The 25054-nt window shown below is 60.1% G+C and carries 21 protein-coding genes; 12 read left to right on the top strand and 9 right to left on the bottom strand.

The window, feature by feature from the left end; translation table 11 throughout:
• Positions 1-12 precede the first annotated feature (12 nt).
• The 5 genes from ABQM86_RS21445 to ABQM86_RS21425 all read right to left on the bottom strand — a co-directional run bounded on the left by ABQM86_RS21445 (position 13) and on the right by ABQM86_RS21425 (position 6496).
• Positions 13-813 (bottom strand): carbohydrate ABC transporter permease, encoded by an 801-nt coding sequence (locus tag ABQM86_RS21445; protein ID WP_280624974.1) that lies wholly within the window; start codon positions 811-813, stop codon positions 13-15.
• 89 nt (positions 814-902) lie between these two features.
• On the bottom strand, positions 903-1778 hold the full coding sequence (locus tag ABQM86_RS21440; RefSeq protein WP_280624972.1) for a sugar ABC transporter permease: 876 nt from the start codon (positions 1776-1778) through the stop codon (positions 903-905).
• A gap of 18 nt (positions 1779-1796) precedes the next feature.
• The gene (locus tag ABQM86_RS21435) at positions 1797-3113 is read right to left on the bottom strand and encodes an ABC transporter substrate-binding protein (protein WP_280624970.1); all 1317 of its coding nucleotides are present in this window, start codon (positions 3111-3113) and stop codon (positions 1797-1799) included.
• Between the two features lie 579 nt (positions 3114-3692).
• Positions 3693-4625 carry an ester cyclase gene (locus tag ABQM86_RS21430; RefSeq protein WP_369745541.1) on the bottom strand — a complete coding sequence of 311 codons (933 nt, stop codon included), beginning with the start codon at positions 4623-4625 and terminating at the stop codon, positions 3693-3695.
• Between the two features lie 854 nt (positions 4626-5479).
• Positions 5480-6496: an ester cyclase gene (locus ABQM86_RS21425; RefSeq protein ID WP_369745540.1), complete on the bottom strand. Its 1017-nt coding sequence runs from the start codon at positions 6494-6496 to the stop codon at positions 5480-5482.
• A 169-nt stretch (positions 6497-6665) separates the two neighbouring features.
• Between ABQM86_RS21425 and ABQM86_RS21420 the strand changes: the two genes are divergently transcribed.
• Positions 6666-7007, top strand: coding sequence for a hypothetical protein (locus ABQM86_RS21420; protein ID WP_369745539.1), 342 nt, complete (start codon positions 6666-6668; stop codon positions 7005-7007).
• A gap of 109 nt (positions 7008-7116) precedes the next feature.
• Here ABQM86_RS21420 and ABQM86_RS21415 read toward each other — a convergent pair whose 3' ends face one another.
• The 3 genes from ABQM86_RS21415 to ABQM86_RS21405 form a co-directional block, all read right to left on the bottom strand.
• The gene (locus tag ABQM86_RS21415) at positions 7117-8490 is read right to left on the bottom strand and encodes an NAD-dependent succinate-semialdehyde dehydrogenase (protein WP_369745538.1); all 1374 of its coding nucleotides are present in this window, start codon (positions 8488-8490) and stop codon (positions 7117-7119) included.
• Between the two features lie 44 nt (positions 8491-8534).
• A complete protein-coding gene (locus ABQM86_RS21410) occupies positions 8535-10184 on the bottom strand; it encodes a thiamine pyrophosphate-dependent enzyme (RefSeq protein ID WP_369745537.1) in 1650 nt (549 codons plus the stop codon).
• Between the two features lie 84 nt (positions 10185-10268).
• A complete protein-coding gene (locus ABQM86_RS21405; protein WP_369745536.1) occupies positions 10269-11192 on the bottom strand; it encodes a LysR family transcriptional regulator in 924 nt (307 codons plus the stop codon).
• A gap of 135 nt (positions 11193-11327) precedes the next feature.
• Here ABQM86_RS21405 and ABQM86_RS21400 point away from each other — a divergent pair, with 135 nt between their 5' ends.
• The 5 genes from ABQM86_RS21400 (at position 11328) to ABQM86_RS21380 (ending at position 16687) form a co-directional block, all read left to right on the top strand.
• The gene (locus ABQM86_RS21400) at positions 11328-12692 is read left to right on the top strand and encodes an MFS transporter (RefSeq protein ID WP_369745535.1); all 1365 of its coding nucleotides are present in this window, start codon (positions 11328-11330) and stop codon (positions 12690-12692) included.
• Positions 12692-13078: a RidA family protein gene (locus ABQM86_RS21395; protein WP_369745534.1), complete on the top strand. Its 387-nt coding sequence runs from the start codon at positions 12692-12694 to the stop codon at positions 13076-13078. Before ABQM86_RS21400 ends, ABQM86_RS21395 begins: the two co-directional genes overlap by 1 nt.
• On the top strand, positions 13075-13704 hold the full coding sequence (locus ABQM86_RS21390) for an RraA family protein (protein ID WP_369745533.1): 630 nt from the start codon (positions 13075-13077) through the stop codon (positions 13702-13704). Before ABQM86_RS21395 ends, ABQM86_RS21390 begins: the two co-directional genes overlap by 4 nt.
• A 42-nt stretch (positions 13705-13746) precedes the next feature.
• Positions 13747-15036, top strand: a complete 1290-nt coding sequence (locus tag ABQM86_RS21385; protein ID WP_369745532.1) for an ArgE/DapE family deacylase — start codon at positions 13747-13749, stop codon at positions 15034-15036.
• Positions 15037-15427: 391 nt separating this feature from the next.
• Positions 15428-16687 carry a M20 family metallo-hydrolase gene (locus tag ABQM86_RS21380; RefSeq protein WP_369745531.1) on the top strand — a complete coding sequence of 420 codons (1260 nt, stop codon included), beginning with the start codon at positions 15428-15430 and terminating at the stop codon, positions 16685-16687.
• Between the two features lie 340 nt (positions 16688-17027).
• On the opposite strand, the gene ABQM86_RS21375 is transcribed toward ABQM86_RS21380, so the two are convergent.
• Complete coding sequence (locus ABQM86_RS21375) at positions 17028-18056, bottom strand: LacI family DNA-binding transcriptional regulator (protein ID WP_369745530.1); 1029 nt, start codon at positions 18054-18056, stop codon at positions 17028-17030.
• 183 nt (positions 18057-18239) lie between these two features.
• Here ABQM86_RS21375 and ABQM86_RS21370 point away from each other — a divergent pair, with 183 nt between their 5' ends.
• From ABQM86_RS21370 to ABQM86_RS21345, 6 genes are all read left to right on the top strand, one after another.
• Complete coding sequence (locus ABQM86_RS21370) at positions 18240-19616, top strand: FAD-dependent oxidoreductase (protein WP_369745529.1); 1377 nt, start codon at positions 18240-18242, stop codon at positions 19614-19616.
• The gene (locus ABQM86_RS21365) at positions 19613-20620 is read left to right on the top strand and encodes a zinc-binding dehydrogenase (RefSeq protein WP_369745528.1); all 1008 of its coding nucleotides are present in this window, start codon (positions 19613-19615) and stop codon (positions 20618-20620) included. Before ABQM86_RS21370 ends, ABQM86_RS21365 begins: the two co-directional genes overlap by 4 nt.
• 51 nt (positions 20621-20671) lie before the next feature.
• On the top strand, positions 20672-22045 hold the full coding sequence (locus ABQM86_RS21360; protein ID WP_369745527.1) for an MFS transporter: 1374 nt from the start codon (positions 20672-20674) through the stop codon (positions 22043-22045).
• A 103-nt stretch (positions 22046-22148) separates the two neighbouring features.
• Positions 22149-22997, top strand: coding sequence for a sugar phosphate isomerase/epimerase family protein (locus ABQM86_RS21355; protein ID WP_369745526.1), 849 nt, complete (start codon positions 22149-22151; stop codon positions 22995-22997).
• The gene (locus ABQM86_RS21350) at positions 22994-24142 is read left to right on the top strand and encodes a dihydrodipicolinate synthase family protein (RefSeq protein ID WP_369745525.1); all 1149 of its coding nucleotides are present in this window, start codon (positions 22994-22996) and stop codon (positions 24140-24142) included. The genes ABQM86_RS21355 and ABQM86_RS21350 overlap by 4 nt, the downstream gene beginning before the upstream one ends.
• Before the next feature lie 2 nt (positions 24143-24144).
• The gene (locus ABQM86_RS21345) at positions 24145-24927 is read left to right on the top strand and encodes an SDR family NAD(P)-dependent oxidoreductase (protein WP_280624950.1); all 783 of its coding nucleotides are present in this window, start codon (positions 24145-24147) and stop codon (positions 24925-24927) included.
• The last annotated feature ends 127 nt before the right edge of the window (positions 24928-25054 follow it).

Genomic DNA, 25054 nt, shown 5'->3' with positions numbered 1-25054 from the left:
CAAGCGCGCCACTCATCCCTTGACCGATCCAGCAGTCAAACCTGCCACAAGGTACTTTTGTGCCACCAGGGCCAAGGCCATTACTGGCAGTGTCAGCAGCACCACACCCGCCGAAGCTTGCTGCAGCAACGGCAAGGACTGTCCCAGCTGGGTAGACAGGAATACCGGCACCGTCTGCGAATTGACATCTGTGAGCACTACCGGCAGCAGATAGGACTGGAACGCAAGCAGGAAGGTCAACATGGAGGCGGTAACCAACCCCGGTTGCATCACCGGCAGGATGACCCTTCGGAACGCACCCCACCTGGAGCAACCATCCACCATGGCGGCCTCGTCAAGATCCGGGGAGATCGATGCGAAGAAGTTCCGCAGAAGCCAGATGGTGAACGGCAAATTCACAGCCACGAACGCAAGCGTGAGACCGATCTTCGTATCATAAAGGCCTAACGAGGTAGCGATCTCATAGAAGGGCAACATAATGGCGAAGCCCGGCACTGCCTGAATCAGCAATGCGAACGCAAGGATGACTGTGCTGATCTTGCCCCCGTACCGCGATAATGAGTAGGCTGCCGGGGCGGCGAGCAGAAGTGTACCCACGACGGACAGCAGACCGACGATGACCGTGTTCAGCGTGTATTGGTAAAAGTCGGTGGTCTCCCACAGATTGATGAAGGCATCCACAGTAGGTTCGTAAATGAACTGCGGGGGATTCGTAAACGCGACATTGGTTGGCTTGGTCGCAGCCATGAGCGTCCAGATGAAGGGCGACATCATTACGAATGCCACTGCTGCCAGCGTAAGGGTGACCAGCACCGTCGCTCGCTTGGCGCGTCCGGAGAACGTTGACCGGCGTCGTTTCGGAGGTGGTGCTTGTTTGGCTGGTACCGCCAATGTATCCAACATCAGTTCTGGCCTCCCTTTACTTCTCGGTAGATATTTCGGACGAACGGCGAGACCAGAATGAACAAAACCAGCATCATGAGCACGTTGACGGCACTTCCTAGACCGAGGTCCTGCTGGTCCCGTGCAAACGCCTTTTCATAGACGTAGAGGCTCACAGACTGGGACTGGACAGCCTCGGCGCTCGGCGCGAGCGGGATGAGAATGTCGAAGATACCCAACGAGTTCATAATGGCGATGAGGGCCAAGAATCGGAACATTGGTCCGAGCGTAGGGATGATGACGTGCCACTGGCGTTGCCACCAGTTTGCGCCGTCGGCGGTGGCAGCCTCAATTTGTTCGTTGGGGACGCCCTTGAGCGCCCCCAACAGAACAAGCATGAAGAAGGGTACCCCGAGCCAGATGCCGGCAAGCAGTACCAGCCCGCGGTTGGCCCATGTCTCCGTAAACCAGGCGACTTCCTGCCCGGTGGTCTTCTCCAGAATGAAGTTGACCAGACCGCCAAAACTGTTGTCGAACAGCCAGGAAAATGCGGTGGCCGCTATGATGGCGGGAATGACATACGGCACCAGGAGGATCCCGAGGAACAAGGACTTTCCCCGCCGTGCCCGGTGTAGCAGCAGGGCCATGGCATACCCAAGGACCAGCAGCACTGCGGTGCTGGTGAGGGCGTAGCCCACGGTGAACAGGACCGCCGCATGGAAAACGGGGTCCTGAAGCACCCTCGCGTAGTTGTCGAATCCAACCCACTCGCCAGGCCTACCAAATTCCACACTTTGGTAGCTCCACACCACCGAATAGATCAGTGGCACGCCCAGCAATAGGATCATGATGCCAAGGCTGGGACCTACCCCAACCAGAAATTCTCGCCGCTTCATAGCGCCTCCTACGTAAAACTACTTTGAGCCACTCTTTGCAAGGGCCCGGACGGCGGCTTCCTGTGCTGCCGCTAGAGCATCTTGCACCGATTGCTGACCGGTGAGCGCCTGCTTCAGCAGTGAGGCAGTGTCACTTTGCATGGTTCCCAGCCATGTCTCAAGCGGCGGGGTGCCCGCGCCGTTAGCCAAGGCATCCTGGACTGCGGCGGCGTAAGGGACCTTCTCTTCAGTAACAACCTTGTCGCGCGCTGGGTAGGCGAACGGCAGGGCCTGGTTGGATGCTTCTTCCGTAATGGACGCTGCCATCATCCGGAAAAGAAGATCCGGGTCAACGGTGCTGTTGTGGGGGATGGACCACCCATCTACGGAGAGAATCGCGCTGCTTTTTCCGCCCGGTGCAATGGAAGGGGCGGGTGCGAAGGCGAAGTCGTCTGCGTTCTGGCTGAATTTGGGGTTGACGACGTCAGCCATTCGGCCGGAGTACATGATGGCGATTGCCGCAGTGCCGTTGAAGAGTTGCTGCTGTACTCGTGGCTGGTCAAACGAGATAACCTGAGGGTCCATGTACGGGGTCAGGGCCGTGAGTGACTCCAAGCCCTTTTTGGCCTCGGAGGACTGGAACGTCGGCTCTTTAGCGCTCGGATCTACATAGGTTTTTCCTTGAGACGCCAATGTTCCCTCGTAGAGGGTTGATGTGCTGTCGCCAAACGGTAGAGCCACAGGGTACTTAATCTTACCGGCGGCTTGAATCTTCTGCGCATCGGAGAGGACGTCAGCGTAGGTTTCAGGGGCATCCAAACCGAGTTCATCGTAGATGTCCTTGCGGTACACCAGAGTGCCGACGTTCGCCTGAGTGGGAAGCGCGTACAGCTTTCCGTCGTAGGAAAGCCCCTTCACCATCGCTTCGCTGAGCTCGCCCAGCTTGTAGGTGTCCTTGTACTTCTCGAACAAGTCGTTCAAGGGCAGGAGCTTACCGGTCGACGCATACCGTGGGACTGCACCGGAGTACATCTCGATGACGTCGTACGACGCGGTATCCCCGGCCAACGTCGTCGAGGTCTTTTGATATTGGCCGCCGAAGTCAATCGGGGCATGGGCCACGGTCACGTTGTCCTTCGTGCAACTGGCCACCATCATGTTGGAGAAGGGGTCCGTGGCGGAAGAATTGTAGGCAAGAACGTTGACAGTGATTTTTTCATCTTGCCCGGATACGTCGCAGGCTACGGCTTCAACTGACTGCGACCCGGACCGGCTGCCGGCACTGCAGCCAGTGAGCGCGAGCAGTGCCGAAAGTCCGACTGCGGTCACGAGTTTGATCGTGCTTTTATGTACCATCAGAAACCTCCTTGTTTCATGTTGTGCATGCGTATACTTCATCACGAAAGCGACCGTGATGTCAATCATATTTCCTACGCCTTGAAGAAATTTCACGAAAGCGCACCCTATAATTTTGCCCTTGCCCTGGCAACTAATGCACTCGTATGCACAGAGGGTACTCGCGAGGGAAACTTCCGCGGTGTAGCTCGCAGTCTGGGAGGATGGAATTGTGACCCGCTACCTCGTCGCCGCATGCGACCCGGGTACCGTTGACGATGCAGACATGCATTTCGAACTCATGGATCCTTCCGCACACCCTTATCAGGCTTCCGCGCCAAGAGATCCCGGCACAATAGCTCTGGGCAAAGGCGCGCGTCGGTCGAGGGTATCGACATGATCAGGCAGTAGTCCGACACCCCGAAGTGGCACAGCAGCGGGGGCCTTGCCTGGGCAGCTCCTAAGATCGTTCCAGAACGACCTGTGGGCCGAATCCGGGCGTTGCGATGATGAACACGATGGGGGCTGCCCGGTGCGAGGCCTTACTGAGCCGGCCACGCCGAAGGATTTACGGCATCTTTCATCAGAGAAAGGATGGGTTCATGCCTTGGGATGATGGGGCGAAGCGATGCCATGGTGGGCCAAAGCAAGTTCGTCGTAGGCCAGCCACTGTGCCGTGATGCGGCCTTCACCTAGATGGTGGTGGCTGAGGAGGCTGAACTCGACCGGGCCTCGGGGTCCGGTCCCCGTGATCCGCCATTGGGTAGCGACACGGACCGGCATCGCCTCGGACGCGGGCATGGAGTATTGGTCGTCGACTTCTATAGCCAAGGGTCCTAGAGCAGCGCGGAGACCGTCGGCCCAGTCCAACAGCGCAGCTACCCCGTCAATCTGGATGTCCGGTGCGAATGCGGTAGCGCATTCAGAGGCGAAGAGCCCCATCTCAGCCCGACCTTCCAAAGCGGCGGCGAATGCTCGCTGAACCAGATCTCCTTCGGCCGTCCGGGTGAACTCGAAGGACGGCCGCGCTACCCGGGGTGTTGCGGGATAGTCGGTGGCGCGCACGGCATCCGCAGGCGGGTAGCCTAGCTGACGTGCCAACGCCAGTGGATTGACGCCCAGCCACTCCTCCACGATAGTCTCCCCTTTGACGACGCAATTGGCAATGGCCGTGGAGGTCACCGGTCGACCTGTAGCTGGGCCGTAGACGGTTCCACCCGTGTCGGTCCCGGTCCAAGTCCAGCGCATCGAGGTCCGATAACCTTCCTCCTCGGAACCGGTCCAGATGGTGTCGTCGATGACACCATGGAAATCCGGGTAGCTCTGGAGTCGTGCGGTGGTGTTGGCGATGACGATCTCATCGCCAACCAGGTCACCTGCGTCAAGGTGAATTGCCGTGCTGGGGGAGTAGTGCCTGCGGATAAGCTCCAGATCTCGGTTCGGCCTATTCCAGATAAGGTAGGTGATGCGTTCGATGTAGTCGACGGGGCCCTCAAAACCGTATGGTCGAAGGCCAGGATGGGTGGATGTCATAGAGTTTCCTTCAGATCCTGAGGTTTAGGGTGTGGCGTTGGAAGACCCGGTCTAGAGAGCCGTGGGAGGGCCCGCGCGCCAGCACGATGTGAGTTCAGAGTTCGTACGCGACGACGCCGGAAAGGTCCATCCGCTCCGAACTGAAATGCCCGTGCCATTTATACGTATGTATCATCTGTTTGTCAAGGTAAGGGGTTTGTGTCTGGCGCCGGAAGCGCCGCGCTTTCCCGATACCAGCTCGACTTCGGGAGGCGGGCTCGACAGTGGAACCGCCGCCCTAATAAGCCCGCGGCGGGGCAGGGATGCCGCCCCGCCCAGGAACTGACTGCCGCTCCGAGCGCGTCCTCATGGCCTGATATCTGAGGGAAAGCGCACTAGGACGCCCGGTTCACCAAGCTGTGCGCCCCCTACCGACCTGCGGCTACATCAGCAACGCAGTCAAGCACTGTTCGCAAGGCGGGCCAGAAAGAGAAACGAGCCGAGCGGGGAGGCCTACGCTTCAGTCCGCGGATCGAGTTCCAACTTGAGGGAGCGCGAAGCCTCGCATCAATTCACTTAAGGCCTCCTGACGCTGGGCGATGCGCTTGCCAAGACAAACCAGCCCAGACCGTCAACCATCAAGCCCAGTGACATTGCTAATCGGACTTCACCAATAGCCCGAGATTAGTGGCTCGGCTCAACGCTTGGGAACCCCAAGCCGTGCTCAGGGAATTGCGCCGGACCTAAAGGGCCATTCCCGCTTGGATCTCAGGCGGGGAAATGCGGTCCAGCAACGGACGGACAAGTCACTGGTAACCAACGCGGCGCGGGCTTCCACACACGGGGGTGGCCGCTGGCCTGCCAGGGAGTCCCGTTTATGTGTCGTTTGTGTGGCAGAGCGATTCCATGCGGCCGAGGATGTCGAGTCCTTGCATGTTCAGGTAATGCAGGATGTCGATGAAGATCCAGTTCTCGGCCAGCTTGCCGTCTTCGACGCGGTAGATGTCCACGACCCGCATGTCAGCCGGGTGGGGACTAGCTGTCATGCCCATGAATCCCCCGGAATTGGTCAAGGTGAGATTGGGCCAACCGAAGAAGCCGCCGAAGTTGCCTTCAGCGAGCCGGCAAAGATGCCCGTTGAACTGATAGCCCTCGGTTAGTGCTTCGCCAAAGGGCGTCGCATGTTGGCGCATGTACCCAGGAATCGTGTAACTCGCGCCGATCCCGGCCGGGCCCCACCAGATCATGTCGTCATGCCAGGTACGGGCGAGCTTCTCGGGATAAGGAGTGTCGGTGTCGTCGTCAAACCTCACTGTGAGCATGGTGTTGATGGCTCGGAGGCTCTCCTGGCCGGTTGCCGGATCCTGGGCGCCGTACATGAGTCCCTCATGGGTCGCCGGGCCCGGTTGGACAAGGTGAGCGCCCGTTTGGGGTGGGAAAGGGTTCTGCCCGGCCTGCATCATCAGGTGCGGTATGTCCACGAACAGTGCGGTCTCGGTGATCCGGCCATCTTCGACCCTATTGAACTCCGCGTAGCGCAGCATCACGATCTTTCCCGTCGGCCTGATGCCCAGGAAGGGACGATCAAACAGGCCCATGAAATGCCCCATGGAGGTAACCCAAACGGACTGGTTTCCGTCGATATGGTTCTCACCGGCCATGAAGATGTCCGGGCGGTGTTGCACCCGGGTCATGGCGGTGAGGAAAGGACCCCAGAACGCAGCTGCGACCGCTTCCGCTCCGGACTGTTCATGGAAGGGGTGCATCCCCCGCCAATGCCAGTCGGGCGCCGTGCGTTCACTAAGAGCATCGGCAACAGAGTCGGGCCCTGCTTTGAAAAGCGCTTCATGATGAGCGCGCACCACGGCCTTCTCAGCCTGGAAGTTCTTCATCGAAAACTATCTTTCTTGGTTGAATGGCGCACGGAATCCCGACACCCTGAGTCAGGCCGGCGCCAACGCTCCGATCAAACCGAAAGATCTTTGGGGTCTTCAGGCTCTGCCACAAGATCAGTCTCTCACGACTTGTGCATGCGTATACCTACTCACAGTTGCAGCACCAATGTCAATCATCTCTGCAATTTGTGCCCCGGGCGTAGCGCGGTCGCGCCGTGCCAACGGTTCAACGGACAGCCCTGTCGCCCGCGGAAGGAATCAGGTTCTTCGGATGTGCGTTCTTGGCAAAACCGACTCCGGCGGTCGCCTGGACTTCACTGTCAGCCCCAATCCGGCCGATGCGCGAGTGGGCGACTTCTACCGTGTGGAAGACTGCAATCTGGCAGAGAACTGGATCTTCATCGACACCCGTGGAGCGAACGGCCCCAGTAGACCCGGCTCAGAGGTAAACGTCGACGGCCTCGCTGGAGTCCACATACATCCGCGTGTTGACCCCGTCTGCGGCTAACCAGAACCCCGCGTCGTCAGGCATGCCTGCTACGAACGGCTTGATTTCTCCTAGGCTCCGATTGCGACGAGATGAGAAAGATGGAGCTTTCCAGGGACTGCAGGTGGAGCTAGTCCTTCAATGTCAGGAGTTTCTTATTCACGAACTCGTCCATCCCGTAACGACCGAGTTCCCGTCCAATACCGGATCGTTTCACTCCGCCAAATGGCAGCTCCGCCGCAGTACCACCACACTCATTGATACGCACCATGCCGGCGGCCAGTAGTTCTCCGATCCGAGCTGCCCTGTCAGTGTTTCCCGAATGAACCGAAGCGCCAAGCCCGAATGCTGTGTCATTGGCAATCGCTACCGCCTCGGATTCTGTGGCGGCTTTGAAGACCATTGCGACTGGTCCGAAGAACTCCTGCCCGTAAGCGTCCATGTCCCGGGTTACCCTCCCTATAACGGCGGGCCTGAAATAGGCTGAATCGGCCGCTACTTTTCCGCCTGAAAGCAGAAGGGTCGCGCCCTCGGCAACGGCGGCGTCAAGTTGTGCTTGCAGTTGGTCGGCAGCGGCATGGGAGGAAAGAGGCCCAAGATACGTCCCAGGTGCCGTGGGATCCCCGGGAGCGATCGCGGCGAGGGCTTGGCAGAAAGCGCGGACGAAGCCCTCGTAGACCGACTCCATCACCACGAACCTCTTCGCGGCGTTGCAGGCTTGACCGCCGTTGACCATTCTTCCGGCCACGGCGCGCTGAACGACCGTTTCCAGGTCCACGTCCTCGAGGACAATGAAGGGATCCGAACCTCCAAGTTCCAGGACCACCTTTTTTAGATTGCGACCAGCAGCCTCGGCAACGGCCGCTCCTGCCCGCTCCGAACCGGTCAGGGACACGCCATGAACTCTGCTGTCGGCAATGACTTTCTCAATCTGCGGGTTAGTGGCCAGAAGTGTGGCATAGCTACCCGAGGGTGCACCGGCGTCGTCGAAAATTGCCTGCATTGCCAAAGCTGATTCCGGGCATTGCGGCGCGGGTTTGAGGAGAATGGGATTGCCGAGCATCAGGTTTGGCGCGACGAATCTGGCAGCTTGGTAGTAGGGGAAATTCCAGGGCATGATTCCCAGTAATGGACCAATCCCTTCTTTTCGGACCGTGGCCTTTCCGCCGTCGGACATCGCGATGGGTTCATCCTGCAGAAAGTCGGGACCGTTGTCGGCGTAGTAACGGTAGATGGACACGACGATATCCACTTCGGCAAGCGCTTGGGAGATTGGCTTGCCCATCTCCCGAGTGACGATTTCAGCTAAATCCTTGCGCCGGGCTTCATGGAGATCCGCAACGCGGGTTAATAGCTCGGAGCGGGCACCAGGTGACATCCCCCGAAGCACCTCGAATGACCCTTCCGCTGCTGAGAGGGCTTCCTCAATGCGTGCTTTGGTGGCGGTGGGGTAGTAGCCTTCGATGTTGCCTGTGGCAGGGTTGGTAACGGTGTAAAGGTTCATGGGTCTTCTTCTCCAAGGCAGAAATTCGCGGTGACGGCGTTTAATTAGGGGACGCTGATGCTGGGGTCGACAATAACGTGGAGAACGGCCGGCATTCGCTGCTCCTGGACAGCCTTCAAAGCCCTTTCTACCGCGCCTGCCGCCTGATCATTGGACGTAATAGTTTCGCCGTGTCCGCCGAAAGCCCGCGCGTAGGCCGCAAAGTCTGGATTCTGCAGTTGGGTACCGGACACGCGGCCAGGAAAGTGATTCTCCTGGTGGTCACGGATAGTGCCGTACTGGCTGTTGTCCATGATGAGGGTGAGTACAGGGACGCCCTGTTGAGCCGCTGTCGCCAGTTCTTGGCCATTCATTAGAAACTCGCCGTCCCCGCAGACCGCCACAATCAGCCTGTCAGGGGTTTCCAGGCCGGCCGCAACTGCCGCGGGGATGGAGTAGCCCATGGAACCGTTACGGGTGGCCACTTGGGACGGGTAAGTATTGGTCGGGAAGAAGCGCTGGGCCCAGAGGATATGGTTGCCGGCGCCAAGAGTGTAAACGGCGTCCGCCGGAATCCTGTGAATAAGCTCGTCAATCACGGCACTCATGTGCGCGGTGTGCTCCACTGAGTCCGGCAGGGTGGAGAGATCGATGGCGGTTGACTCTATGTGGGCTTGATGGCCACGGGCACGCCAGGATTCCCACTCCGTCGACTTGGTTAGCGCCAGTCCTTGAACGGCCTCGGCGAAAGCCGACGGGGACGCGGCAATGTGACTTGAAACAGCTCCTGATCGTCCGCGCAGCGAGGTGTCTATGCTCACCAGATGGTTAATGGCGTTCGGACGTTGACGGAGGGTGAAGCCGTCGGTGGGAACATCCGTGGGGAGCGCGCCGATGGCGAGCAGGACGTCGGCTTCATTGAACATCTCGGCAGCAGTTTCGCCACGGCCGTATCCGAGGGTCCCGATGTTGACCGGGGACCAGAAGGGAACACGGTCAGAAGCATGCCAGTCCTGGGCCACCGGGAGGCCATTCCTTTCGGCGAACTCTGAGATGGCTTCTGCCGCTTCAGGGGTCCAGCGTTGACCGCCGACAAAAATAAGCGGCTTCTTTGCACCCGCCAGCGCGTCCGTTAGAACTGCGAGTTCGCGTGCGGACACAGCACCCTCCGCAACGGGAATGGGATTCACCATCTGACCTGTGAAATTCGCCCTGATGACGTCTTCCGGCAGCCCGACGACCACCGGTCCCGGACGTCCCGATTTTGCTGCAAAAAACGCTTCGGCCACGATCTCTGAAGCACGCGCCGGTTCATCGAGGACCAGAACCCGCTTGGTCTGAGTGCCGAACCAAGCATTGGGGTCGAACTCCTGGAAAGATTCCCGCATGCGGTCAGCTACAGGGACCAAGCCCACGAACAAAACCATTGGCGAGCCGTCCTGCCAGGCGGTGTGGAGTGCAACATAAGCGTTGGCAGCTCCAGGTCCGCGAGTGACCATTGCGACACCAGGCTCGCCGGTGTATTTCCCGTGGGCTTCCGCCATGTAGGCCGCCCCGCCTTCCTGGCGACAGACGACGGTTTCGATCTCCGATGTGTGCAACCCATCGAGCACGGCGAGATAGGACTCGCCAGGTACTGCGAACACCCGGTTCACCCCGTGAAGGGCGAGGGAGTCGACGATGGCCTGGCCTGTGTGGCGGTGGTTAGGGCTCAAAACTTTTCTCCTGACGAACTGTTTACCTTGACTTCAGTATCAGAAGATGTAGTTATGCCGTCCAATATAAAATATGATGGGTAACTATGCCGTATCGGCATGGAACCCGCTGTCTAGCGTTATCTCGTGTTCGACAAGGAACCGTTGGATCCGGTGGGCGAGCTGCTGGATGCTCGCCTCGGCAAAATGACCTTGCTGCCACACGACATGCAGGGGAAGAGACAGCGGCCGGGGGGGATTGACCGTTTCATCCAGAACATTGATGGCGTGAATGCCGAACAGTGGCCTGTCGGTGCTGAAGCCCACACCGTGTCCGGCCGCCGCGAGGGCCATGATTGTCTGCCCGTCATCACACTCGGTCAGGGGCGATAACGCGACGCCGCTCCTGCTGAGGGCGTCGTCCAGGATGAAGCGGCTGGCGCTGTGGCGTGAGGCTATCAATGCCGGAACTCCGTCGAATGCGGAGATGGGAAGCTCATGGACTCCCGCCCGCGCCCAAGAATGTTCCGGGGCCACGAAGGCTTTCAGAGGTACGCGTCCGAGCAGAAGGTAGTTCAGGTCGCCCTCGGGAGCAGCCGGTGAAATGGCGAAGTCACAACCACGCCGGACTGCTTCGGAAGTATCGAAGTGGCTGAACTCCCTGACAATGATCTTGGGGTCCGCGGGGGTGGTTGTTGCGATGAATGGGGCAAGGAAACCGCGGAGCGAAGCACTTGTTGTGGCAGCAACCAGCCGTTCGACCCGCCCGGTTTGAAGCACATCGGACGCCTCTCGGAATTCGCGTGCTTCTGCCAAGAGCCTCCGCGCTGAAGGTATCAAAGCGCGGCCCGCTGATGTCAGGACAATCCGCGCCCCTTGGGCCTCGAAAAGTCTCAGTCGTAACTCACGCTCAAAGGTCTTGAGTTGGCGACTTAGCGCCGGTTGGGCGACATGCAGTTGCGCCGCGGCCGCGGTGACTGTACCAGCATCGACAACAGCGAGAAAACACTCAATACGCCTCAGGTTCATGCCATCATTATGCAATTTGATTCCTGTTCATGCCGGTTAGGCATGGAAGGCAGTTAAAATTGGTCTTAGACAGGTGAGCCGCCTCACGGGAAAGTGATGGCGTAGTAACTGTCCCCCCCTTCCTCTGGAGACCCCATGTCAATTTCAACTCCCCCTCCCACAGCGGCGTCGGTCCGGGTAGATCAAGCGAAAATGAAGAAGATCGCCTTCGCCAGCGTCATCGGTACCACTGTCGAATGGTACGACCTTTTCCTGTTCGGAACCGCGTCAGCGCTTGTCTTCAACAAGATCTTCTTCCCATCGTTTGACCCTGTGGTCGGCACCCTCCTGGCGTTTGGAACCTTCGCTGCCGCGTATCTGGCGCGGACATTGGGAGCCATCATCTTCGGCCACTTCGGGGACCGCGTCGGGCGGAAGTCGATGCTGCTTGTCTCCCTCATCACTATGGGTGCCGCAACTTTCGCTATCGGTCTGGTTCCTGACTACAACACGATCGGGGTGTGGGCTCCCTTGTTTCTGCTGATCCTACGCGTCATCCAAGGCCTGGCGCTGGGCGGGGAGTGGGGTGGCGCCGTGCTGATGACGGTTGAGCATGCCCCGTCCAACCGCCGTGGGTTCTTCGGTTCACTGGTGCAGATCGGCGTGCCAGCCGGAACCTTGATGGCGAACCTGGCATTTTTGGCCGTCGTCGCCTCCGTAAGTCAGGATGCCTTGATCAGTTGGGGCTGGAGGATTCCGTTCCTGGCCTCGGCCATCCTCGTAGTCGTGGGCATCTACATCCGCCTGAACATTGAGGAAACGCCGTCGTTCCAGGCAGTAAAGGACGCTGGCGCCAAGGCCAAGTTGCCTTTCACCACGCTCATGAGGGAACACTGGAAGCAGGTTCTGCTCGGAGCCTTGGCAACAATGTCGACAGGATCAACGTTTACGCTCATCACTGCCTCGGCTGTTGCCTACGGGAAGAAGGACCTTGGACACAGCGACACCACTATGCTTCTCGCTGTCATGGTCTCCTGCGCTCTTTGCTTTGTGCTTATCCCGATGTTCGGCCGACTCAGCGACTCGTTCGGCCGCAAGCCCATCATCATCGCCGGCGTTGCAGCCGAAGCTCTGCTCGCATTTCCCATGTTCTGGCTGATGGACACGAAATCGGTGGCTCTTCTGTTCATCGCCTACATCGCCATGATGTGTGCCTTTGCAGCCCACTACGGACCGCTGGCGACCTTCCTTGCTGAACTTTTTGGCTCCAAGGTCAGGTACTCCGGCTTGTCCGTGGCCTACATGCTCTCCGGTTTACTGGGTTCGGCCACAACTCCGTTCATTACCACCTGGTTGCTGGGAGTCACCCACCAGAGTTCGTCGGTGGCGTGGTTCGCACTCATCACAGCTTCTATCTCACTGGTGGCCTTGCTGGTCCTGACAGAAACGCGCAAGGGCAACATCGACGTCGTAACAGGCTCGCCGGCCGACGCCAGGGTGTCCGCTGCGGAGGCGTCCTGATGCAGCGCCACGCCGACATCCCTGGCATGGCCGAAGCGGTGGGACCCTTTTCCCAATCCGTGGTAGCAAACGGATTCGTCTTTGTTTCCGGTCAGATACCCACGGGCGTGGGCGGGATCGGCGACCAGCCAGAAGACTTCGAGTCGAAGGTCCGTAGGACCTTGGAGAACCTGCGCAGCGTGCTTGAGGCCGCAGGGACGGACATGGACCACGTAGTCAAGTGCAACGGTTACCTTACCCGGCCTGAACAACTGGACACCTACAACCAAGTCTACGCGGAGTTTTTCGCAGACAGCCGTCCAGCCCGCACAACAGTGGGCGTCAATCTCTGGGGTGTGGATCTCGAGATCGACTGCATGGCGGTCCTCCCCGGGGCAGGCTCATGATGGAGCTATCAACCAACCTACAAGAACGCTTGACTAAGGTCAGCGTCTCCACCTTCGGTCATTTTCTCGAAGATGGCTTCCTTGACCCGGGAATCCGAAGACTGGCTGGCAGCGGAACTGTCGTCGGGCCAGCGCGAACTGTGCGTATAGACGGGCATGACGCGCTGGCAATGAACCGCGCCATTCTCGGCCTGCGGGCCGGAGAATTCTTGGTTGTTTCGATGTCCGGGGACCACCGACATGCTCCACTGGGGGCAATTACCGCAGCAGCACTTGTGGCGCGGGGTGCGGTTGGTGTGGTCGTGGACGGTGTCGTCACTGATATCGCCGACCTACGTTCCGCCGGCTTGAGCGTCTACGCCAGGGGCACTTCATGCCTGACCACCAAGCGCACCAAAGGTAGCAGCTCCGAGTTCGACTCCACCGTGGAATGCGGAGGAGTCGACATCGCCCCGAACGACCTCATCATGGCCAGCGACGACGGGATCGCGGGCCTGAACCCGGTGGCAGCAGAGTCAGTCCTGGGGCTCGTCGAAGCGTCGGACGCGGCCGAACCTACACTACTGCGTCGGATCCGGGCCGGCGAACCGTTAGAGAGCCTGCTGGCCAAGGCTCCGACTCTCTGACTCATCCACCCTTTCCAACCGCGACTGAAAGCACCGAATCACATGACTTTGACCCAAGAACACCGCGAACGCATTCTGGCCGCTGTCGATGCTGCGTTCGACGACCAGATCTCCTTTACCCAGGAGCTCGTGCGCCGTCCTTCAGTGCGGACAGCAGAGAGTTCCTCACAGGATCTTCTGTACCATGCCATGTCCGCCCGCGGCCTGGACATGGACCGATGGGATCTAGACCCCGAAGAACTGGCTACGCACCCCGGGGCGGGCGCGGTGGAGGTTTCGTACGAAAATGTCTCCAACGTCGTCGGAACCTACAACCCCGTGGTAGAAACCGGAAAATCACTCATCCTCAACGGACACGTCGATGTCGTACCCGAAGGACCGGAAGACAAATGGGAAAGGTCCCCGTGGGACGCAGCCGTCCGTGACGGCTGGCTGTACGGCCGGGGCAGCGGCGATATGAAAGCCGGACTAGTGGCCAACATCTTCGCATTCGACGCCGTCCGCAACGCCGGGTTGCTCCCTGCCGGGCGGATCCACATCCAGTCCGTAGCAGAGGAAGAGTGCACTGGAAACGGGTCCTTGTCGGCACTGATGCGCGGCTACAAAGCCGATGCTGTTGTCATTCCCGAACCGGAAGAAGACATGCTGGTCCGGGCTAACGTTGGAGTTATTTGGTTCCGTGTCCGCGTCGCGGGGCGCCCGACGCATCCGAGGGAGATGTCCTCCGGCTTCAACGCCATCGACGCCGCGTACTTTGTCCTTTCCAAACTCCGCGGGCTCGAGCAGCAGTGGAACGACGAGAAGGGCGGCCACCGCTACTTCGAAGACCTTGATCACCCCATCAACCTGAATGTCGGCAAGATCAACGGGGGAGACTGGGGATCCACCGTCCCCGCATGGTGCGACCTCGACCTGCGGATCGCCCTCTACCCGGGAGTCAGTCCCGACGATGCTTGGGATACGATCACCGGGCTCCTCACGGGAATCCGAACAGATGAGTCCGGCAACCCCATCCATGCAGAAGCCACCAAGACCGGCTTCTACGCCGAAGGGTATGTCCTCGAAGAAGGCAGTGAGGCGGAGCAAGCACTGAGGACCAGCCACAAGGAAGTGTTCGGCGAGGAGCTCAAATCGTTCACTACTCCGGGTTACTTGGATGGGCGCGTCTTCATTCAGTACGCAGGGGTGCCGGCCCTGGTGTATGGCCCTGTCTCAGAAGCCATCCACGGCTTTGATGAGCGGGTCAGCATTGATTCCGTGCGGCGTGTGACGAAGACCATTGCCCTCTTCATTGCTGAATGGTGCGGCGTGACTGAGGCTCCTGCAGCCTGATCCGCCAAGTTCGTACCTGACGAGCCTTCATAAAGCCCTCCTGCCCGGGGCGATGCCGAAATGCCGTAAAGGTGTTCCGGCATCGACCTCCGGTTTATCCAAAGGGTAGTCAGGTACAGTGCCCGTCGCCCTTCCCACTCTTTTTAGTACAGATGGCGAGGTCCGACCGACGTGCGTACCTTTACCGAGTTATAGATGCGCGAAGCCGACGGGTTATAACTTCCGACTTTCAGAGTTCGAGCAAGAACACGATCGTATAGCCTCTTCTGGGCCGCCTCCACGACGGTTGCGCCATGGCCATCGGAGGCCGAATAACCCATTAGTCAACTGACTTCGACTCTGAACTTTAGTTTGAAAGTTCGTTCGCGGCCTACCGTTCATAGGGGAGACCATGACAACCACCACACCTTTCACCCTTCAGGATGCCGCATTCGTGCAGGACTTCCGGACCATGAGCGCATTCGGTGCCACCGAAAACGGCGGCGTGGACCGCCAGGCCGCCACCGTTCCCGACGGCGAACAGCGCCGCTGGCTCGCAGGTCTCCTTGAAACGCACGGCTTCACGGTAAAGTACGACCACGCCGGGAACCAGTGGGGCCTCTACGAAGCCGTGCCTAGGGCACCCTTCGTGGTGGTCGGCTCCCACATGGATTCACAGCCTACGGCAGGACGGTACGACGGCGCTTATGGCGTCCTCGCTGCTGCCCACGCCGCGTTCCGCTTGGTGTCCCGGTGGGAGGCCACCGCCACGGCACCCAAGTTCAACCTCGCCGTCGTCAACTGGTTCAACGAGGAAGGCAGCCGATTCAAGCCGTCCATGATGGGCTCGTCCGTCTATACGGGCAAGCTGGACCTCCAGGACGCCCTTAACACCAAGGACGCCGCAGGGGTCACCGTGCGTGAGGCCTTGGATGCGATCGGCTGCCGCGGAACGTTTGAAGGGCCGGAAGCGGCATACTGCGCCGAGATCCACATCGAGCAGGGCCGAAGTATGGAGAGCGAGGGCATCACCATTGGCCTGGTCAGTTCCAACTGGGCGGCAAATAAGTACGAGTTCGTGGTGCATGGCGAGCAGGCACACACCGGCTCAACGGTGATCCCAGACCGCAAGGATGCTCTTCTCGGGGCATCGATGCTTGTGGTTGCGGCACGCGAACTCGCCGATCGTTTCCCGGGCGTACTCCACACGTCGGTAGGCCAACTCAATGTGTATCCGAACTCGCCGGTGGTGGTGCCGTCACGTGTGAATCTGGTCTTGGACCTGCGCAGTTCCGATGAAGCCGTCCTGGCCGAAGCCGACGCCCTGCTGCCTGCCCGCATCACGGAGATCGAAAGGCTTGCCAACGTCACGGTGGAGAAGAACCGCTCACACGCCTGGGCGGTGACTCCGTATCAGCCCGAAGGCGTGGAACTCGCGACAAAGGTCGCGGCCGAGCTCGGACTGTCCCACAAGGAAGTCATGACCCTCGCTGGACACGACTCCACAAACATGAAGGACCTCGTTCCCACGGTCATGCTGTTTGTTCCGAGCGTTGAAGGCATCTCCCACAACGAGCACGAGTACACCACCGACGAGGACATTGTTGCCGGCCTCACCATGCTCACCGAGGTTGTAGGCCGACTATGCGCCGGAGCATTGAAGACACGTTGATCTTCTGTGACTCCGGCTCGGGTGATTTGCAGGAGATAACGACCGCAACTTGAGACGCCCGTTCACCGTTTGCCAAGACGCAGGCTGAGGAGGCCGCTGACCCACGGATTCAATGGGCTGACGAGAACCCCAAAGCTTACGAAACCACGCACTCTACAGGAGGCGCGATTTTCAATTAAGCCTCGCTCAATATGCAACATAGGTTGAAGGTGAGCCGCAATAGTTAGCGTCTTGCTCGCTCGCAACTCGACGGCGCGGGCGAGAGCCGGACGAAGATTTCGTGGCGTCCAGTTCAAACATGCCGAGCGTTTCGTTGGAACATAAGACCGGCACTGCGGACTCACATCTCTTGAGTGCGGGCCGGAACAGACGCCGCTTTAGCGGTTGTCGAGCCGATGCTGAGTTCGAACCGTGGAGCCGCGGGAACGAGCGGTGAGGAGCTGGCATCTGCTATGTAGCTTGCAGCCAGGCCTCCAAGGTCGACCAACGGGAGCGTCATGGTTGTCAGACCAAAGACGGCGCCGCCTCGGGTGCCGCCGATGCCGGCGACAGACACATCATCAGGAGTCCTGTATCCGGAAGTCCACAGGTAAGCGAGGACACCCACTGCTATTTCATCGTTAGCGCACACGATCGCTTCCGGACGCTGCCCTTCTGTGACGAGCCGCTCTATGGCCGCCCGCCCTGACTCCTGGCGCATCCCTGTTCCACCCACGACATGCGGACGGGCTTGAGCTTCAAACATCGCGCGCCGGTAGCCTTCTGTTCTTTGTTCGACCGCGGTGAGACCCGGCATGCCACCTATAAAGGTGATTCTTCGTTGACCAAGCGACAGCATGTAGCGTGTGAGCTCGTACGACGCCTCGACGTTGTCGATGATGATCTTGGTTGAGTCGAATCCTCGCGGTGCCAGTGCTACAACCCGGGTTCCGGCTCGAACGGCAACGTTTACCTCACGGGCCAGTTCAGCCGTACCCGGTGAACCCTCGATGTCACTGCCGCAGAACACGATGCCGGATGCCTGATGTTCCCGGAGAACTTTGAACTTTGTTCGTTCCTGCTCCGGGTCCCGGTTGGCGTTGGCCAAGATTGTGACGTAGCCCGATTTGGCGGCTTCGATCTCAATGCCGCGGGTGAGTTCTGCAAAGTAAGGGTCGAGGATGTCGCTGGCGATGACCCCGATGATCTTGCTGCGTTGTTGCTTCAGCGCCTGAGCGGCCGCGCTCGGCGTGTACCCCAACGTTTGGGCGGCTGTTCGCACGCTTGCGCGTATGTCTGAGGAGACCGGATGCGCTGACCCGTTGAGGACACGGGAAGCTGTGGCAACGGAGACAGCAGCTAGTTCGGCTACTTCGCGCAGTGTCGCCATAATCCGGCTCCTTCGGTGCTTTCTCGTTCAGCCTAACCGGATCTTTTCAGGTAGGGCTTGCGGGGAGTTTGGTTGACAGGGTGGCCCGTCTCACATTAGCTTAATGGTAAACCTTTGCCATTGCCAGTTGATAACTGACGGAAACAGCGGCAAACGTTATCCACACTAGCTAAAAGGAGAGACATGACGGACCTTTCAAAGCCCTTCGATTTGATCGTGGTTGGAGCCGGAGCAGCGGGACTCGCGGCGGCCAATCGCGCCGCCAACCTTGGCGGACGTGTCCTGCTGCTGGAGAAGGGTGACGCTCCGGGGGGATCTGCCGCTCTTTCCGCCGGCATCCTCTGGACGGCCCCAAACTTGGAAGTTCTTCGTCGTATCCAGCCCGATGGCGATCCTGTCCTCGGGCCGCTTGTTGTCGAAGGATACGAGCAGGCCGTGCAGGACGTACGCGACGCTGACGTGAAGGTTTCCGACGAGTGGCTCGATCACTTGGAGTGGGGACGAGCCTGCAAAATTGACATTCATGATCTCATTGCGAAGTGGTCCTCGAAGGTAAATAGCACCGGCGGTGCCATGCTGACAGGAGTCAGTAACGTTGACCTCATCCTCAACGAGGGCCGCGTGTCCGGTGTGACCTTCCTTCACGAGGGTGAAACCAAGAAGGCGTCCGGCACAGCGACGGTCCTGGCCACCGGAGGGTTCCAGGGAGACCCCGAGCTGAAGCAAAAATTCATCGGTAACGGAGCGGACGACATCGCTGTCCGTAGCAATCCAAATTCAGTTGGTGACGGCTTCCGCCTTGGCGCTGCAGCAGGAGGCGCGGCCAGCCGGCACCTCTCGGGGTTCTATGGCCACACGCTGCCGAGCCCACTGCCTGTTTCCCCCGAAGTGTTCCTCCGTCTGACCCTCTACTTCTCGGCCTACGGGATTATGGTGAACCGCCTCGGTCGGCGTTTCACGGATGAATCCCTCGGCGATGAGGTCTCCAACCAGGCTGTCGTTCGCGAGCCGGGTCAGCGAGGAGTCCTGATCTGGGATGACGAAGTCCAGCAGAACCGCGCACTGGCCGTGCCGTACCCCAGCGGCATGGCTCTTAACCGTCACGCTGAAGCAACCAAGCTCGGTGCCCGCACCGCCGAAACCGATACTCTGGAAGAGCTGATCGAGGTCGTGGCAGGCTGGGGCGTTGACCGTGCAGGTCTCACAAGCACGCTGGAGAACTACAAGCGCGCTACTGCGGGCGAATCCGTAAGCCTGGACGCACCCCTGCCGGAACGTCCGAGCCCGCTCAAGACGGGTCCGTTCCGTGCCGTCGAGCTTCAGCCCTGCATCACCATCCCCTTCGGCGGTCTCCGCGTGAACGGGGACGGCCAGGTCCTGAACCGGGACAACCAGCCGGTTCCCGGACTCTTTGCTGCTGGAGCTGATGCCGGCGGTGCCCAGGACCGGCGTTACGTGGGTGGAATCATCTTCGGCCTCGTCTTCGGCCGGCGAGCAGCAGACGCTGCCTTGCGCGGTTTGGGCTCCCGTAATCAGGATGCCCTGGTGCCGGCCCCATGAGGACGGCCCTGACACAAACCCGCGGAGTTTGCTGGACAGGACCGGAACAGCTCTATCTCAGGGGGCGTAAGTCCTCCCGGACAGTCGCACCGAACGAGGTAGTTGTACGCATCGAGAGCGTTGGCGTATGTGGCACTGACGTGACCATCTGGAGGGGCGACTATCCCGGCGTGCCTGCCGGGACCGTTCTTGGACACGAGTTCGGCGGCACCATCGTAGAAGTCGGTGCCACTGTCGCTGACCGCAGCGTCGGACAGTTAGTAGCCGTTGACCCCAACATAGTCTGTGGAAACTGCCCTGAGTGCGCTACAGGCTCCCGTGCACTGTGCAGCGAGCGTCGCCTGATGGGCCTCGACCTCGACGGTGGGTTGCAAACGCAAATTACTGTTGATGCAGTTCAGACCATCCCTGTCCCCGGGAACCCTGACCCGAAGTCCTTGGGCCTCGTTGAGCCTCTGGCCGTCGGTGTCCATGCCTGCTCGCGTGCCGGAGTCACCTCCGGCGCGCGGCTGGGCATCATCGGAGGCGGAGCCATCGGTATGGCGTGTGCCCTGCAGGCAAGGAGTCTTGGTGCCGGCAGCGTGACCGTCGTAGAGCCAGATGCCCTCCGCAGGGCAACGATCGAGGAGTACGGTGTCACTGCCATCGCCCCGGGAGAAACACCGGCGGAACGCTGGAATGTCGCCATCGACACTGTAGGGAACGGCACGACCATCGGCGCCGTTATGGGCCTGATGGAGCGGGGCTCCACAATCTGCGTGGCCGGTCTTGCTGAAGGGGGAACCGTGCCGCCCGCGAAGGACCTCGTCCATCATGAACTGACCCTCACGGGAACCTTCTGCTACACGGCAGAAGACCTCCGCACGGCCGCCGAGCTTCTGGCCATTCACGGCCTCGCTGCTTTGCCCAACGACCTCGTCCATGGTCTGGAGCAAGCACCTGCAGCTATTACCTCGTACGCCGCCGGACATCTTGGGCGCGGGAAAACAATCATCATCCCCTAGTTCACCCCCTCAGGGGCACCTACAACTGAATCTGCAATGAAGGAGACGTCAGTGAACAAATCGCTGCAGCACGCTAATTCCCACCCTCCGGACGCGAAGAAGAACAGTCCTGTGCGCGCCGCCGTTGCCAGCATGGCCGGCGGAACGCTCGAGTACTACGACAACTACATCTACGCCCTGGCCGCTGCTCTCGTATTCGGGAAAATCTTCTTCCCCGAGTCAGGCGGCGTCGCGACCATAGCCGCCCTGGCCACCTTTGCAGTCTCTTACGTTGCCCGGCCGATCGGTGCGATCCTCCTCGGGCACTTCGGGGACCGGATTGGCAGGAAGAAAGTCTTGGTGTTCATCCTCGTTCTCATGGGAACGGCCACCTTCCTGGTGGGCTGCCTGCCCAACTATGCCCAGATCGGCATCTGGGCACCCATCTTGCTAGTCACGCTGCGAATCCTGCAGGGCATTTCCGTCGGCGGCGAGACTGCGGCCGCAACAGTGCTCACCATCGAGGTTTCACCTGAAGGGCGCCGCGCCTTCTTCACAAGCTTCGCGCCCAATGGAATTGTCGCCGGCTTTATTCTGGCCACACTCATCTTCCTGCCGATATCAGCGCTGCCGGAAGACCAGCTGCTGAGCTGGGGATGGCGAATCCCATTCCTGCTGAGTGCCTTAGTCACTTTGGGAGGATTTATCATCCGAGCCAAGCTGGAAGAGCCCGAAGCCTTCGTTGAGGCCCAAAAGGAACACGCACTGGTGAAGGTGCCGATTGTTGAAGTGTTCCGCTCTCATTGGGGCTCCATCATCAGAGTGACATTCTGCTCACTGGCCTTTGCCATTGACACCGTCATCAAGGTTTTCGCGCTCTCCCTGGCCACCGGCGTCTATGGAATTCCGCGCAGCACCATGCTCTGGGTTCTTATCGTCAGCCATGTCTGTGCACTTGTGACGCAGCCCTTGTTGGCAATGCTGTCGGACCGGATCGGACGTAAACCGGTCTTCATTGCAGGCAACGTCGGCTGTGCATTGATGATCTTCGCCTACTTCGGCTCCATCCAAAGCGGAAACGTCCCGTTGCTGTTCCTCACAGGATTCCTCTCGGTAACGTTCGCTTACGCAGCAATCAATGCCACGTACCCGTCGTTCTTCGCGGAAATGTTCAACCTCAAGGTCCGTCAGACAGGTATGGCTCTGGGTCTTCAGCTCGGCCTGATCGCCGCAGGCTTTGCCCCCAGCGTTTACACGGCACTCACTGCAGGTAAGCCTGGTGACTGGTTCCCCGTTGCGGTCATTTCCGCCATCATCTCCATACTCGCGGTCCTTACCGCTCTTACGGCAAAAGAGACATTCAGGACACCCCTGGACGAACTCGGAAAACCAATCTCCACGACAACGCCAGAGCCCGTACCGGCCCTTACCGGAGACCGTTCGTGAGTCAGCCTTCCCGGGTAAAACCCGTCACATCGCCACGGCCGTCTCCCAGTCTGCCCGCATGGGCAGGCAGGTCCACATCAGAGCAGCACACGAGGAGAGAATCATGGAGCTAAGTCTCAACCAGGCCACCACCCGCCCGTACCCGCTGATCGAGACCGCTGAAGCAGCGGCGCGGGCCGGCATCCGCCACATCGGCCTTTGGATCGACCCGGTCGAAGAGGTCGGCATTGCCCGCACTCAGCAGCTGCTCGCCGACACTGGTTTGTCGGTCAGCTCGGTGTGCCGGGCCGGGTTCCTGGCCGACAAAGAAGGCGCAGAACTGCGGGCGGCTGTGGACGGTGTCAAGAGGGCCCTTGACCTGTCCCACGAGGTCGGCAGCCCAATGCTGACCCTGATCGCGGGCGGTCTCCCGGCCAATGACCGCAGCATCGCCCACGCCGAGCAGCGGCTGCGCACCACGCTGGAGGAGCTCGAACCTTTTGCCCGGGACACCGGTGTCCGGTTGGCCTTGGAACCGCTGCACCCCTTGTTTGTGGACAGTCGGAGCATTGTCACCACAATCGGTCAGGCTCTGCGGGTCATTGAGGATCTGCCAGCTGACACGGTCGGAATACTCATCGATGCTTACGCCACATACTGGGACTCCCACTTCCACATCGACGTCGCGAAAGCCGGTCCGAGAATCGCCGGGTACCAAGTCAGTGACTTCGCGCTGCCCCTGCCGGTTCCTGAAAACATGAACGGTCGGCTGTTTCCGGGAGAAGGCAGCATCGATCTGGCATCCTTGACCGCCTCTGTTCGCCGCGCCGGCTACACCAAAGCCGTGGAGGTTGAAATTTTCAACGACGACATCTGGAAATTGCCGCTGGAAACCATCATTGAACGCACTGTAGCCGGCTTCGACCGCTACGTTGCTGAACCCGTGAACGAATTGGAGCGCAAACTCACATGAACAACATCGACCTGCCCGCACTTGACGGGCAGCACCGGACAATAAAACTCTCGGTACCAGCTGACCTGGAAACCAGCAGCACACCGCCGACGTCCCGCATCGTTTACGCCGCGGGTCACGTCGTGGCCGACCCCCTGCTGGCAAGCGCCGCATCTTCAGCCATCGACTGGGACGCGACACTGAAGATCCGCCATGAACTCTGGGGCCTCGGCCTGGGCATCGCCGAAAGCATGGATACCGCTCAACGGGGCATGGGCCTCGGGTCCAAGGAAGCACTCACCCTCGCCCGGCGCACGCTGGCCGAAGCACGTGCCGTTGACGGCCTGGTCGTTGTGGGAATCGCAACCGATCAGCTCGCCCCGGGTCCCCATCCCCTGGGAGACATCGCGGATGCCTACATCGAGCAGCTGGCCGAGATCGAGGACGCGGGAGGCCGCGTTGTCATGATGGCCAGCCGGCACCTGGCCCTCTCCGCCAAGGGTCCAGATGATTACCTTGAGGTTTATGGCAGGGTGCTTGACTCAGCAAAGCATCCAGTCATCCTGCATTGGCTTGGTTCGATGTTTGACCCCGCCCTCGAGGGATACTGGGGCCACAACTCCATCCCGGACGCCTCCGACACAGTTCTTGGGCTCATCGAGTCCAAAAAGGACAAGGTCGCGGGCATCAAGATCTCGCTGCTGGACAAGGACCACGAGGTCAACTTCCGGCGCCGGCTCCCCGCAGGAGTCAGCCTCTTTACCGGCGATGACTTTAACTACGCCGACCTCGTTGTGGGGGATGAACACGGGCACAGCGACGCCCTTCTGGGCGCATTCGCTGCGGTGCCCCGCTTCGCATCCGCGGCGTTCGCTAAACTTGACTGCGGAGACGTCACCGGGTTCCGCCAGATCCTTGAACCGACAGTTCCGCTGAGCCGCCTCATTTTCGAAGCCCCCACGCAGTACTACAAGGTGGGCGTCGTCTGGCTTAGCTACCTGACCGGATGGCAAAGCCACTTCCGCATGCTCGCCGGCTTCGAATCGGGCCGCTCATTGGTCCATCTGGCTGACTTGTTTGAATCGGCGAACAGCATCGGCCTGTTCCCGGACCCGGAAGCGTCCGCTGCCCGGGCTTCGGCATACTTCCGCGCACAGGGGCTGTGATCATGGCGGCCGGCAGCACCATCGGCCTCGCCGGCCAGGAACAGGAGAGCGTTCCCTTCGACACCCACCGGACGGCGCAACTGCGTTGTCTGGTGGTTGGGGCGGCCTCCGGTATTGGCCAGGCCACGGCTGACCGACTCAGCAGAAACGGGAACGCAGTGATCCGTGCTGACCTTCCTTCTGCACAGTGGCCCGGGAAGGAAGGCCGGCACCCCCAGTTATCCGTGGACATCGCAGAGAGCCCATCCGTGCATGCCGCAGTCCAGCAGGCAGCGTCCCTGCTCGGCGGCCTGGACGTTGTTGTCAACACGGCCGGAATCCTCGGCAAGGTCCAGCCCTCTTCAGAGGAAACGATTGAGGAGTTCGAAAGGCTCGTCCGGATCAACCTGACCGGCGCCTTCGCCCTTTCCAAGGCGGTCCTGCCGCTCATGGTCGGAAACGGCTACGGGCGGCTAATCCACTTCTCCTCCACGGCAGGCAAGGAAGGCGTGCCCTCGATGGCCGGATACTCTGCGAGCAAGGCGGGCATCATCGGTCTGGTGAAAGCTCTGGCCAAGGAGTATGCAACAACAGGGGTAACGGTCAACGCGATCGCTCCTGGCAAGATCGATACTCCTTTCATCAGCGGCAAGGCACCAACACCTCAAGACCTCCAGCGAATCCCTATGGGGCGCCTGGGGACACCGGCCGAGGCAGCGGCCTTGGTGGATTACATCGCCTCACCTGAAGCGTCCTATACGACCGGGTTCGTCTTCGACCTCTCCGGAGGCAGGGCCGTCTACTAAAAAGAGGGAGAGCACGCTCTGCGTGAAAACCTGTGACAGGCCGGGCCTAGGAGGACGGGCCTGTCAGTGGTCCTCAGCCCGCCTACCCGCCCTACTCCGTGCACCTGCTGTACGGTGCGAAGGAAGC

The sequence above is a fragment of the Paenarthrobacter sp. AMU7 genome (assembly GCF_041200195.1).
Classification (GTDB): Bacteria; Actinomycetota; Actinomycetes; order Actinomycetales; family Micrococcaceae; genus Arthrobacter.
The sequence above is the reverse complement of the archived record's forward strand: the minus strand, read 5'-3'. Positions and strand labels throughout refer to the sequence as shown.